The organism is Peptostreptococcus faecalis (assembly GCF_900240845.1).
Classification (GTDB): Bacteria; Bacillota; Clostridia; order Peptostreptococcales; family Peptostreptococcaceae; genus Peptostreptococcus; species Peptostreptococcus faecalis.
In genome coordinates this window covers 30,515-43,233 of sequence record NZ_OERU01000004.1, presented here as the reverse complement: position 1 = coordinate 43,233, position 12,719 = coordinate 30,515, and the positions used below count along the sequence as shown (strand labels likewise).

The window sequence follows — 12,719 nt, the reverse complement described above, 5'->3', positions numbered from 1 at the left end:
TAGTAGCGTTTTAGGAACACATATGTTATAATGATATTTACAAAAGGAGATATGAAAAATGGAAAATATTCAAGGAAAATTGCAAGATAATGAAAATAAAACTACAAATATATCAAACGAAGAAAATGAAGTTACAGAAGATAATATAATTACAGAAGAAAAAAAATCAGAAACAAAAACTTTGGATAAAAATGAAAAAAAGAATATAAAAAAAGAGGGAAAAAAGGAGACTACATTAATGGATACACAAATCATAGGTTTAGACATTGGAAGAGGTTATGTAAAGGGTTATTCAGTTTATAATGACAACGAATATTCATGCTTATTTAAAAGTGTATACGGAGATGGAAGAAATATTTCTTTAGAAGATTACAACCAAACTCCTATTTATATAGAAATAGACGGAAACGAACTATTTGTTGGAGAACTTTCTGAAAAAGAAAGTATGAAATGTATAAGAAATGCAGGTGATAGCAAGACTTCTCCAGTCGCTAAGACGCTTATAAATGCTGCTCTTAGTGAGATTGCTGTATCGGATAACGTAAGTATCGTGTTAGGAGTACCATATAAAGTTTTCAAAAAAAGTACTTTAAAAGAGATAGAAAAAGAATACAGAGATACAACTATGATAATCAAAAATAAAATAAATAACAGTGTAAAAACTATAAAAATAGAGAGCGTAAGCATATTCAGAGAGGCAGATGCCGCTTTAATACACGCAATGGGGAATAAAATAAACGAAGATAAACCAGTAGGAATGGTTAACATAGGTTTCAGAACTACAGAGCTAAGCTACTTTGACAAAGGTTTTAAATTCAACGACAAATTGAGCACTACTATCGAGTCAGGAAATCAAAATGCACTTAAAATAGTTCAAAAGAAGCTGGTAGACATTGGAATTACAAAGAGCTTGCCAGAAATAGATTCATCTGACGATTACCCAGAACTAAAGGAATTAGCATACAAATTAACATCCGATGATACTAACGAAATAATAGAAGAAACTTGGAATAACTTGGATGAAATGGACATATACCTATCTGGTGGAACAACTTTAAAATTAGACTTAGATGATAAGTATATACTAGTAAATGACAGCCAGATGGCTACAGCTAAGGGATTATATGAAGTCGGAGTAAAGCTAGACAAATAAAAGTATATGAGGTTGGTGTAAAACTTGAAAAATAACAGAATTAGATTAACATCTTATATAAGTCCTGATCTAGATGATCTTATACTAGAATATATGGATGAAAATGGAATATCTACAAAAAGCCAAGCTTTAGAAAGAATGTTGATAGAATTTAAATATATGAGAAATGAGATAGATTTTTTAAGAACAATAGTTGCTGGTGGTACAGTTATCCAAAATAATGCACCTGTGAGACCTCAGGTGCCACCTAGAACCGTATCAAGGCAAAGAGATAAAGTAAGAGATAGCATTGACGATATATTCTCAAATATGCCAGATTAACTTTTTCTAAAGAGGGAGAAAGAAAAAAACGAGGAGATTATTATAATAATCTCCTCGTTTTTTGTATAAGCAGTTAATAACATTAAAACAATTAGAAAATTACATCTAACTATTTTATATTTTTCACACTTTATTTCGTGTCTTTCACACATTTTTTTATGTTTTAACTTTTAATATTGAGTATAGAAGAATCTGAATTAAATGTGTTCACTCCATTTAATATCAAAACATCAGTTACATCATTATTATTTAAAACCTCTTTTAAACTTCCAGAAAAATATCTCAAATCTATGACATTTATCTCTGCATAATTATTCACTAAAAATGGCAACATAGCATTTGCATAAGAGTCTTTAATTAAAAGTAGTTTCTTATCAGTTTCTACATTTGTTCTAATCTTAATTTGAGTATGATTTCCTCCAGTAAAGACTTCATAAGGATCTCTTCCCTCTAATTTAGACACATCATACAAGCTTGGTACTTTCTTCTTAGTATCATAATACTTAACAATCAAAGGATTATTCCCCTGTTGTAAATAAAGGTATAAGTCCTCTGCTTTTCCTATTTGAGCACCATTTTTATAGTACAAACTTCCATAGTATTTATCTGTAGCTAAGGATTTATTAAATGTATTAGACAAATCAGCTGCTTGCAAATCCATCGCCTTACAGTAATCAGAATACGCTATATACGCCCCATCAACAGTCCAGTGATGATCAGTCTTAAAATATATGTTATCATTGTTTTTTAAGCTATTTAAACTCTTTGTTGGGTTCACCAATTTTACTTTATCACTAAGCAAAGACTTAACTTCACTAATGTATTCAGACTGAGAATCTACAGGTGCATTATTTGGCATCAAATTTTTATAAATTTCAACTTTATTTGGAACCAACATAAACGAAAACTTTATCTTAGGATTAGCTGCGGCAAATGAATTAATAGACTCTACTTTTGATATAGTGGATTCTTTGTCAGATTTTTTAAATCCTTCTATCAGATATCCATCTTTACCAATGTACACTCCATTTATTTCTTTATTTCCTAGTGCTAAATCAAATTTTGCTTTCAATTTTATAAAGCCAGTTCTATTTGGAAATTGATCTGAAAGATACTTTGAATAATCTTTACTGTAATCCCCACTTAGTATTTCAGATGTAGAAATCCCTGGTTTTTGCTGCAGTTCTCTATTTTCAGCCACTGAAACTTTACTGTCTTTATGAAATACTATTACAAACATTATTACCAGTAACACCATTACTGATCCCAACGATAGATTTCTATAGAACTTAAAGTCCATATTCTTTTTCTTGTCCTTTGCTGAAGGACTTATTTCACTATCTTTCCCAAATAAAAATTCTATTACTACTAAAATAGCAGATACTATTACTGAGAAAAAATATTTTATTCCTTTAGATGACTTTCTTTTCTTTTTATTAGGCTTTTGAACTCTATCTCTAGAATTAGATACCTTTGCTCTTTGTTTTTTGCGATCTTGTTGTTGTGCTGAATTTGGTACTCTCTTATTAGGGTTTACAGCACTTTGTTGTGTCTGTTTTTTTCTAACCTGTGGCTGATCCACTCCTACTCTTGAAGAAACATTCTTCCTTGTGGCACTTCTAGAAGCGCCTTGTGGCCTTTTATTTACGTTTTTGCTAACATTCTGTTCACTAGGTCTAGTCTTTTTTATAGACTGGCTAGAACCCGTTTTAGCTCTTGCATTTGAAGCTTTTTCTTTACTAATGTTTTTGCCCGATACATTCTCTGACTTTCGCTCTAAATTAGGTCTTGCTGTTTTAGATTTAGATGGTCTAGTACTTTTTTTAGATAAAGGTTTAGAAGCCGCATTTCTACTTTTACTAGGACTTCCTTTTTTAGCTTTTTTTGCATTTTTTGTTTTTCTAACCCTTTTACCTCTCATAAGCTCATCATCTATATCAATATCTAAAAGCGATTTTAGACTTTCAGGCATCTCAGGTTCTCTATAACGAATTTTTTTATTCATTTAAACTCACCTCCACCTAAAATTTAAAATATAGAAATGGGCTATAACTCTCTCCTACAAGAGAAGACATTGATATAACAAAAATCAATATATAAAATATTGAAACAGATATATAGCCTGCTTTACCTAATCTAGTTTTGAATCTATTGATAACTCCCAACATAAAAGGAGTTGATCCTATAATTGCAACTAAAAGTATTTTCCAAGATGTTTTTATTAAATAAGAAGACGTTGCATCAAATACACCTGTAGATCCTACAATAAACATATTTGAGTAAAATTTAAGTATATTCGATATACCTTCTAAGTCAAACATTACCCATCCTAAGGTAACAATTAATAAACAATATAATAGCTGTATTTTACTGTTTAGTTTATTTAAAATACTACCTATCTTCTTCTTTTCTAAGTATACAAGCATCCCAAAATATAACCCCCATATAACAAAGTTCCATCTAGCACCATGCCATAATCCAGTTGCCATCCAAACTACAAATATATTCCTGAAATGTTTAGCTTCACTGCACCTATTTCCGCCTAGCGGGAAATAAAGATAAGTCTTAAACCAGTTTCCTAACGATATGTGCCACCTTCTCCAAAACTCTGTAGCACTCTTTGAAATATATGGATAATTAAAGTTTTCTGCCCATTTAAATCCAAACATATACCCTAAACCTATCGCCATATCTGAGTAACCACTAAAATCAAAGTATATCTGAAGCGTAAATGCTATTATACCTATCCAAGCTGTGGTAGCAGACATCTCTAGTCCTTCTATGCCTTTTACTTGAGCCCATATAATAGCCAAATTGTTAGCTATCAATACTTTTTTCCCTAGACCCAAAATAAACTTTTCCATACCTTTTCCAAATTTCTCTGGTGTTACTTTTCTATTTTTTAGCTGAGCCTGCATCTCAGAGTATTGAGTGATTGGACCAGCAGTTACCTGTGGGAACACACTCACATACAACGCAAAATCAGATATGTTTTTCTGAGGAACCGCCTTTCCAGAATACACGTCCACAATATATGAAATAACCTTGAAAGTATAGAAAGATATACCTATTGGAAGAGCTATTTCTATGATTCTAAGATTTAGACCAGTAATCATGTTGAAGTTATCAATCAAAAAACCATAATATTTAAAAAATGCTAATATGGAAATGTTAAAAACTATTAAGCACACCATATAAAATTTAGCTTCTTCTCTTCTTTTCCTTCTATCATACATAAACCTGACCCCAAACCAAGTTGCAATAATAGAAATTATCAACAAGACAAGATAAATAGGATCTCCCCAACTGTAAAAAATAAAACTCAATAATAGTAAAATTTTATTTCTATGCTTTGCTGGTGTAAATGTATATAGTACTACTGAAATGGGAAAGAAAAAGAATAAAAATATCAAACTTGTAAAACTCAAGCAACTCACCTTCCCTTACTTATATGATTCATCAATAATTTGATTTATTGAGTTAATATTTTTAGATGAAATAAAGTAAACATAATCACCCTTTTTTTCTAACTCGCTGCCACTTACAATGCTGTATTGTTCTGGGGCGTAATTTTTAAAACTATTAGATTGTGCATCTACTCTGTTTTGAACCTTTTTAAGCACATCTTCAGATCGGTTAGGTTTGCATTTTATAACCAAAATCTCTTCCGCTGACATATTGCTTTTAGGTGCGAAAGACACATAACCCTCTACTTCTGTAGACTCTATCCCATACAACTTTCTTAGAGTCATGTCATCACCTTTTAAAAATTCATCCATGTCTACTTTCTTCTGTATATTATTACTCAATTTAGAAAAGTCGACTTCTTTTACTTTTACAAATTGATACGCTAAGATAACAGCAACTAGCACACATATTACCAATCCAATATATTTACGCCTATATTTTGAACTAGTTTTCATAGGCTTTATTCTAAATTTTTCTTTTATGATAGTTCCTTTTTTCTTAGATTCAAATTCTTCGCTTTTTATAATTCTAAGCCTTGCAGTCTGTTCAAGCTGCTTGTTAGTCTCAGATTCTGGAACCGAAAACGTTTGAGTTATTTCCAAGTTTACCTTTTCTTCTACGCCATCATCCTTATTTAAATTATTTTCATTGTTTATTTTTTTTTCATCAGTACTTTTATTATTCTTCATTTCTGTTGATGGCGTATTTTTTTCATCATCTTTATGCACTAAAATACACCTCCTTATATATTTTCACTCAAATAAAATAACCAGTTTTTATAAAAGTTATACTTTAAATGTATTCCATCAGGCTCATACAAGCTCTTAGATGTTATCAACCCTTCTGAAGGTAAATAACCAACCCCTGTGACCTTGGCGACCTCCTTGACCTTTTCTGTAAGGTTTTTAACGCTTTCATTATTTATTCTTGCGTCTTTATTTACAGTCTTGCTGTCATCCACCGGTATAGGAGCTTGAACATATATCTTTACTTTTGGATTTTCTTTTTTTATAGTCTTAATCAAATCGATATATGACTCCTTATATGCCTCAGGTGAACTTGAGTTGATATCATTCGCTCCATATAATATTACGATTTGCTTTGGTTTTAGATTTTTTATTTCCTTCAAATGCTTCTTAGCATTATTGACATGCTCTCCTTTTACAGCTAAAACACTTGAAGCATCTAAAATATTTGCTTGTTTTAGGTATTCCGTTATAGAATCTCCCAAAAAAACCACGTCTTCGAATCTACTCTTAGCCTTGCTCATATCGAACTTTTCAATAGACGTGTCTTTATTAACTTTATTTATTTCCTCTTCTACATCATCAATATTTTGATTCGCCTGCTTTTTCAAAAAATTAATAGTCCATTTTATTTGCTCATCTCTAGGCTTTGATGTATCAGCTGCAAAAACACCTGAATTCAACACTAATGAGCTTGAAAATAAAGCAGTCATAATTACAAAAAACTTTTTCTTTTTCATAAATATCTTCCTACCCTTTAAATAATATTTTCTAAAGTACTTAAAATTATTGCACCAATTTGTCGATTGCCCTTTTTTATTATCATATTCTAACACTAATTTAAAATGCATTAAAATACTTATAAAACTGTAAAAAATGGACATTATATGTAATTATAGCATAAAAACAACTCTAGTAACTTGTTTTTTTGCAAAAAAGATGTACACTATTAATAAGTATATTTTCAAAGGAGGATTCTAATTTGACATATTCAAAAAATGAATTTTTTTATATTTTTGCAACTACTTTAGCTCTTCTTTTCTTAAATATGGTATTTATCTTTATAATGTTCATGTTTTCTAGAAAAAAGACTCTAAATAATATAAGAAAAAGAAACTTTTCTTCAGTAGATGAAGATGATTCTAAGCTACCTGATTCAGCAATACAAAAAGATCCTACTTATAAAAAAGAATTTGCACTGCAATTGTTAAAATTTGTGGTTATTCCTGAAATAATTTTAATTGTATTTAGTTTATTCACTCTTTTTATAGCTGTAAAAACATTCTTAAAAATATAAAAGCTTCGTCTTTTGACGAAGCTTTTTGTTTTATAATAACGCACTATATTTTTAATTAATAAAACCTTCTGTAACACAAACAATTTCTGGTATTTCTATTGATAATCCATCCATTTTCACCAATCTTCCAAAAGACTTATCTCTTTTAAATACAGTTATTTCATTGCTTTCTTGGTGTCCAACCACCAACAAGTCAGACTCTAAAGCAAATCCGAAATCGCGAGGTATTTTTCCTCCAGTTTTTTCAATTTGAACCAGTTCTAACAATCCATTATCTTTTATATTGTATACAGAGATGCTATCATGGCCTCTATTAGAAGCATACAAATATTTTCCATCTGCAGATATTTTAATCGCAGATGCTGTATTCTTTCCATAATAACCTTCTGGAAGCATAGAAATACTTTCAACATATGAAAACTCGCCTGCAACAGAATTATAGCTTAGAATGTCGATTTGGGAGTTTAATTCTCCAAGTAAATATGCAAATTTAGATTCAAAATCAAATGCAATATGTCTTGGCCCCATTCCTTTTAAAGTATGATACTCACTTACAAGAGTTGCTCCACCTTCCTCACCGATATCATAAACATACACACAGTCCGTACCTAAATTGACAACAGATAAGAAGTTTCCCTTAGGATCAGTAATAGCCATGTGACACCGAGATACATCTTGATCTGGGCTTATAAGACTTTTTCCTTCAATTACAATGGTATTTATTAATTTAAGTTCGCCTAAACTATTTACTCGTATTATATCGACCTTGCCTAAATGGTAGTTACTAGCATACAAAAAATTTCTACTTTCATCATAAAATAGATGAGACGGTGATTTACCTATATTTTCTACACAACCTACAAGTTCATATTCATCATTTTTTTTAATAAAAGAACATACTCCTCCGCCCAAGCTACTAGTGACGCTAAAGATCATTTCAGCATCTTTAGCAACTGCTATAAAAGATGGATTGTCTATTTCTATCAACAATTTGCTATCTATATCCACAGAAATATTATCCTCACTTTGTGCTTCCTTATTTTTAGCAATTTCGATACAATGTATGCCTTTGTTATTTTTTTTAGTATAGCCACTCACAAAAAGTTTTTCTTTCATTTTATTCATAGCAACCTCCTAGTAGGTATTTACTAAACACAATATATATTTTTATATAAAAAAAGAGTCGCCCGATCTAAAATTGATGCAGACAACCCCCTTTTATCAAATTATTTAATCAAATTATAAAAAATTAATTACTTAACTTCTACTGATGCACCAGCAGCTTCTAATTTTTCTTTAATCTGTTCAGCTTCTTCCTTAGATACGCCTTCCTTAACAGCCTTAGGAGCGTTATCAACTACTTCCTTAGCTTCCTTAAGACCTAATCCAGTTATACCTCTAACTTCCTTGATTACTCCAACCTTTGAAGAACCAGCACTTGTTAATATAACATCGAATTCGCTCTTTTCTTCAGCAGCAGCACCACCGGCAGCAGCACCAGCAACTGCAACTGGAGCAGCAGCAGATACACCAAATTTTTCTTCTGCAGCCTTAACTAATTCGTTTAATTCTAAAACTTTCATGTTTTCTATAGCTTCTAATATTTGTTCTATTGTCATTTTATCGCACCTCCGTGTTTATTTTATTATTTTGACTTTAATTCATTAATTGTAATACATGCCAATTTATTGGCACTATATTAAGCTTCTTCTTCTTTTGACTTAGCAACAGCGTCTAACAAGTAAGCGAAGTTAGACATTGGAGCCTTAAGGCTTCCAAGAAGCTTAGCAATAAGAACTTCTCTTGATGGAATTGAAGCAAGAGCAACAATCTTTTCTTCATTGTAGAATTCACCTTCTACAACACCCATCTTTAGTGAGATCTTATTAGGATTTTTTTCCATGAATCCCTTTAAGATTCTAGCTGGAGCAACTGGATCATCGTAACCGAATGCAATTGCATTAGCACCTACTAATATTTCATCATTGAAGTTTGAATAAGCTTCACCTTCAATTTCTTTAGCAGCTCTTCTTACAAGTGTATTCTTGTATACCTTGTAATCTACACCAGCTTCTCTCATCTGACTTCTAAGGTCAGTAACTTCTTCGACTGTTAATCCCTTGTAATCTACAACTACAACAGACTGAGCCTTGTTTAATTTTTCAACTATTTCTGAAACCACAGCTGATTTCATTTCTATAGCTTTACTCATTTTTTAGTGCACCTCCTTCACAGAATAAAGTTTAGCACTTACCGTAAAAATTAAAAAGCCCTTGTTATCATATAGACAACAAGGGCGCAAGTATCACGTATATCGCAACCTCGGTAGGAAATTAAGCTAATATTAGCACCCACTGTCTACGGCAAATCTATTCTTTTTTAACATTGACAATATTATCATACTTTGTCAACCTGTGTCAACAGTAATATTCAAAAAAGATAATTCTTTTTTGAAGAATTTAATTAGTCAGTTACTTTAACTGGGTTTATCTTTACTCCAGGTCCCATTGAAGCAGCAACTGTTACACTCTTAATATACTGACCCTTTGCAGCAGATGGCTTAGCTTTAATTATAGCGTCCATAAGTACCTTAAAGTTGTCAAATATTTTTTCAGCACCAAATGAAGCTTTTCCAACTGGAACGTGAATAATATTAGTCTTGTCTAATCTGTATTCAACCTTACCAGCTTTAATTTCTTCAATAGCTTTTGCTACATCAAATGTAACTGTTCCAGACTTAGGGTTTGGCATTAATCCTTTAGGACCTAATACTCTACCTAATCTACCTACTACACCCATCATATCAGGAGTAGCTACTACTACATCAAAGTCAAACCAGTTTTCTCCTTGGATCTTCTGAACTAATTCATCAGCTCCAACAAAATCTGCTCCAGCAGCTTCAGCTTCTTTAGCTTTTTCTCCCTTTGCAAATACTAGTACTCTTTTAGTTTTTCCTGTACCATGTGGTAGTACAACTGCTCCTCTAACCTGCTGTTCAGCATGTCTAGAGTCAACACCCAACTTAATGTGAGCTTCAATAGTTTCATCAAACTTTGCATTTGCAGTATCTACTGATAATTTAAGTGCTTCTGATGCATCATAATAAACATCTCTATCTACTTTTGCAAATGCTTCTGCATATCTTTTTCCTTTTCTTCCCATTTCTAATTCCTCCTTGTGGTATATACGGTATTAACCTCCCACTAATAAGACTTTCGTCTTACATAGCGAATAATAAATTTAGACTTTAATTAGTCAACAACTGTAACGCCCATACTTCTAGCAGTACCAGCAATCATCTTCATTGCAGATTCTACTGATGCAGCGTTTAGGTCTTTTAGCTTTAATTCAGCAATTTCTCTAACCTGAGCTTCTGTAATCTTTCCAACCTTGTTCTTGTTAGGTTCTCCAGATCCACTCTTTAGGTTTATAGCCTTTTTTATAAGTACAGCAGCTGGTGGAGTCTTAGTTATAAAACTAAAAGATCTATCCTGATATACACTTATTACTACTGGTATAATCATTCCAGCCTGATCAGCTGTCTTAGCATTGAATTCCTTTGTAAAAGCCATAATATTTACACCGTGCTGTCCTAGTGCTGGTCCAACTGGTGGAGCTGGAGTAGCCTTTCCTGCAGGTATTTGTAATTTAATTTGTCCTATTATTTTCTTAGCCATTTAATTGCACCTCCTTATACTTTCTCTATATTTTCAAGCCTTAATGTTACCAAGGCCTTTCTACCAAATGCATTAACATAAACTTTAACTTCTTTTTTCTCAAGATTCACATCGTCAACTTCGCCTACATTGTCAACAAATGCTCCACTTATTATTTTAACTGAATCACCAGGGTTAAGATCTATTTCTCCACTTACTATTTTTGAATTAGGCAATTCTATTCCCATTGCTTTTACTTCATCGACAGTCAACGGAACAGGCTTAGATCCTGGGCCTACAAACCCAGTAACACCTTTAGTGTTTCTTACGATATACCATGATTCATCTGTCATTTCCATCTTAATAATAACATAGCTTGGAAATACCTTCCTCTGGCTTACTTTTTCCTTACCAGTTTTAGTAGTCGTAACCACATCTTCAGTAGGAACAATAACTTGTTCAATTATATCTTCCATACCTCTATTTTTCACGGTATTTTCAATTGTAGTTTTTACCTTATTTTCATGTCCAGAGTATGTATGAACTACATACCATTTCAAGTCTCTTTCTTCTGACATCAAAATCATCCTTTCATACAGCGATTATCCATCCGCTTACTTATACTGAATCAGCAAACTAAGAAGTTTCGATAATCCTGTGTCTACAAGCCATACAAATAGAGTAGCTACAACGACAACGGCTAATACAACACTTGTCTTTGACGCTAATTCAGCTTTTGTAGGCCAAGTCACTTTCTTAAGTTCATTTATAGTTCCCTTAATAAAACCGACTTTCTTTTCTGATACATTAACATTTTCTTTAGCCATTTTACTCACATCCTTTTTCTAATTACTTAGTTTCTTTATGAGCAGTGTGCTTTTTACAAAATTTGCAGTATTTCTGTAATTCTATTCTGTCAGGATTGTTTTTCTTGTTCTTAGTTGTGTTATAATTTCTCTGATTACAATCTGTACACGCTAAAGTTACTCTAACTCTCATCTGTTACACCTCCAAAATTGATATAATATATATGATGATATAGCTTCCTGAAAAAATCAAGTAACTATTACCTTCCAATGTCACTAAACCTCTATTGTTCTCAATAAAAGGCGTCCTACATAAAATACCATAATTAAACCTAAATGTCAATCAAAATATACTAGCTAGTTATTTTTTTTGATAGACACTTAGGTTTAGAATAATTTTACTGATTATATTGTTGTTTATAGGGCTTGTTCAAACTGACTATTATAAAGATCTGCGTAAAATCCTCCAGATTCTAATAGTTCTTCATGATTTCCCTTTTCTATTATATCTCCCTCATTCATTACAAGGATTACATCTGCATTTTTTATTGTAGATAATCTATGAGCTATTACAAAAGATGTACGATTTTTCATCAATTCATCCATTGCATTTTGAATTAATAACTCTGTTCGTGTATCTACAGAACTTGTAGCTTCATCAAGAATTAGCATTGGTTTGTCTGAAATCATAGCTCTTGCAATAGTTAATTGTTGCTTTTCACCTTGTGAAAGACTTACCTGCTCATTTAATACTGTGTCGTATCCCTTTGGTAATGTTCTAATAAAGTGATCCAATCCAACAGCTTTACAAGCAGATTTTATCTTTTCATCTGGTATTCCTTCTTCACAGTAAACTAGATTCTCTCTTACAGTTCCTTCAAATAGCCATGTATCTTGTAAAACCATACAAAATTGTGAGTGCACCGCTTCTCTAGTTAAATCTCTTGTAGATATACCATCTATTTTTATATCGCCATTTTTAATTTCATGGAATCTCATCAGAAGGTTTACAATAGTGGTTTTACCCGCTCCTGTCGGTCCTACAATCGCAATTTTTTGCCCTGATTCAACCTTTACAGAAAAGTCATTTATAACGTTCTTATCAGTTCCTTCATATCCGAATTCAACGTGCTCAAATTCTACACTTCCTCCTGATTCAGGAAGGGATGTTACCTTATCACTCTCATCTTCCATCTCTTTTGCTTCAAGGAATTCAAATACTCTTCCTCCTGCAGCACCTGCGGATTGTAGAGCCTGCATAGCTTGTGCTAT

The 12,719-nt window shown here is 32.1% G+C and carries 15 protein-coding genes, 1 pseudogene and 1 other annotated feature; of the genes and pseudogenes, 3 read left to right on the top strand and 13 right to left on the bottom strand.

All coding sequences use genetic code 11. The features are described from left to right. Positions 1-58: 58 nt before the first annotated feature. Positions 59-1,153, top strand: coding sequence for a ParM/StbA family protein (locus tag C0982_RS07445; RefSeq protein ID WP_242961535.1), 1,095 nt, complete (start codon positions 59-61; stop codon positions 1,151-1,153). 24 nt (positions 1,154-1,177) lie between these two features. Then, entirely contained in the window at positions 1,178-1,474 is a 297-nt protein-coding gene (locus C0982_RS07440) for a hypothetical protein (RefSeq protein ID WP_242961534.1), read from the top strand. A 163-nt stretch (positions 1,475-1,637) separates the two neighbouring features. Here C0982_RS07440 and C0982_RS07435 read toward each other — a convergent pair whose 3' ends face one another. The 4 genes from C0982_RS07435 to C0982_RS07420 form a co-directional block, all read right to left on the bottom strand. Further along, positions 1,638-3,479, bottom strand: a complete 1,842-nt coding sequence (locus C0982_RS07435) for a DHHW family protein (protein ID WP_101773600.1) — start codon at positions 3,477-3,479, stop codon at positions 1,638-1,640. A gap of 16 nt (positions 3,480-3,495) precedes the next feature. Continuing rightward, positions 3,496-4,710: an MBOAT family O-acyltransferase gene (locus tag C0982_RS07430; protein WP_242961533.1), complete on the bottom strand. Its 1,215-nt coding sequence runs from the start codon at positions 4,708-4,710 to the stop codon at positions 3,496-3,498. Between the two features lie 207 nt (positions 4,711-4,917). Beyond that, entirely contained in the window at positions 4,918-5,670 is a 753-nt protein-coding gene (locus C0982_RS07425) for a DUF4358 domain-containing protein (protein WP_242961532.1), read from the bottom strand. Between the two features lie 14 nt (positions 5,671-5,684). After that, positions 5,685-6,428, bottom strand: a complete 744-nt coding sequence (locus tag C0982_RS07420) for a GDSL-type esterase/lipase family protein (protein ID WP_242961531.1) — start codon at positions 6,426-6,428, stop codon at positions 5,685-5,687. A gap of 242 nt (positions 6,429-6,670) precedes the next feature. Here C0982_RS07420 and C0982_RS07415 point away from each other — a divergent pair, with 242 nt between their 5' ends. Then, complete coding sequence (locus tag C0982_RS07415; protein WP_101773598.1) at positions 6,671-6,985, top strand: hypothetical protein; 315 nt, start codon at positions 6,671-6,673, stop codon at positions 6,983-6,985. 51 nt (positions 6,986-7,036) lie between these two features. Here the strand turns inward: C0982_RS07415 and C0982_RS07410 are convergent, their stop codons facing one another. The 9 genes and pseudogenes from C0982_RS07410 to C0982_RS10990 form a co-directional block, all read right to left on the bottom strand. Next, on the bottom strand, positions 7,037-8,110 hold the full coding sequence (locus C0982_RS07410) for a lactonase family protein (RefSeq protein WP_101773597.1): 1,074 nt from the start codon (positions 8,108-8,110) through the stop codon (positions 7,037-7,039). A 128-nt stretch (positions 8,111-8,238) separates the two neighbouring features. Beyond that, positions 8,239-8,604, bottom strand: coding sequence for a 50S ribosomal protein L7/L12 (gene rplL, locus C0982_RS07405; protein ID WP_101773596.1), 366 nt, complete (start codon positions 8,602-8,604; stop codon positions 8,239-8,241). 80 nt (positions 8,605-8,684) lie between these two features. After that, entirely contained in the window at positions 8,685-9,197 is a 513-nt protein-coding gene (gene rplJ, locus C0982_RS07400; RefSeq protein ID WP_101773595.1) for a 50S ribosomal protein L10, read from the bottom strand. Positions 9,198-9,239: 42 nt separating this feature from the next. Further along, positions 9,240-9,367: a sequence feature (ribosomal protein L10 leader region), on the bottom strand. A gap of 81 nt (positions 9,368-9,448) precedes the next feature. After that, positions 9,449-10,147, bottom strand: a complete 699-nt coding sequence (gene rplA / locus C0982_RS07395; RefSeq protein WP_101773594.1) for a 50S ribosomal protein L1 — start codon at positions 10,145-10,147, stop codon at positions 9,449-9,451. An 89-nt stretch (positions 10,148-10,236) separates the two neighbouring features. Then, positions 10,237-10,662: a 50S ribosomal protein L11 gene (gene rplK, locus C0982_RS07390; RefSeq protein ID WP_101773593.1), complete on the bottom strand. Its 426-nt coding sequence runs from the start codon at positions 10,660-10,662 to the stop codon at positions 10,237-10,239. A gap of 14 nt (positions 10,663-10,676) precedes the next feature. After that, positions 10,677-11,219, bottom strand: coding sequence for a transcription termination/antitermination protein NusG (gene nusG / locus C0982_RS07385; RefSeq protein ID WP_101773592.1), 543 nt, complete (start codon positions 11,217-11,219; stop codon positions 10,677-10,679). Positions 11,220-11,255: 36 nt separating this feature from the next. After that, the gene (secE, locus tag C0982_RS07380) at positions 11,256-11,468 is read right to left on the bottom strand and encodes a preprotein translocase subunit SecE (RefSeq protein WP_101773591.1); all 213 of its coding nucleotides are present in this window, start codon (positions 11,466-11,468) and stop codon (positions 11,256-11,258) included. 22 nt (positions 11,469-11,490) lie between these two features. Then, positions 11,491-11,640: a 50S ribosomal protein L33 gene (rpmG, locus tag C0982_RS07375; protein ID WP_101773590.1), complete on the bottom strand. Its 150-nt coding sequence runs from the start codon at positions 11,638-11,640 to the stop codon at positions 11,491-11,493. A gap of 224 nt (positions 11,641-11,864) precedes the next feature. Next, a pseudogene (locus C0982_RS10990) lies at positions 11,865-12,683 on the bottom strand (ABC transporter ATP-binding protein); the annotation flags it as partial. Positions 12,684-12,719 lie beyond the last annotated feature (36 nt).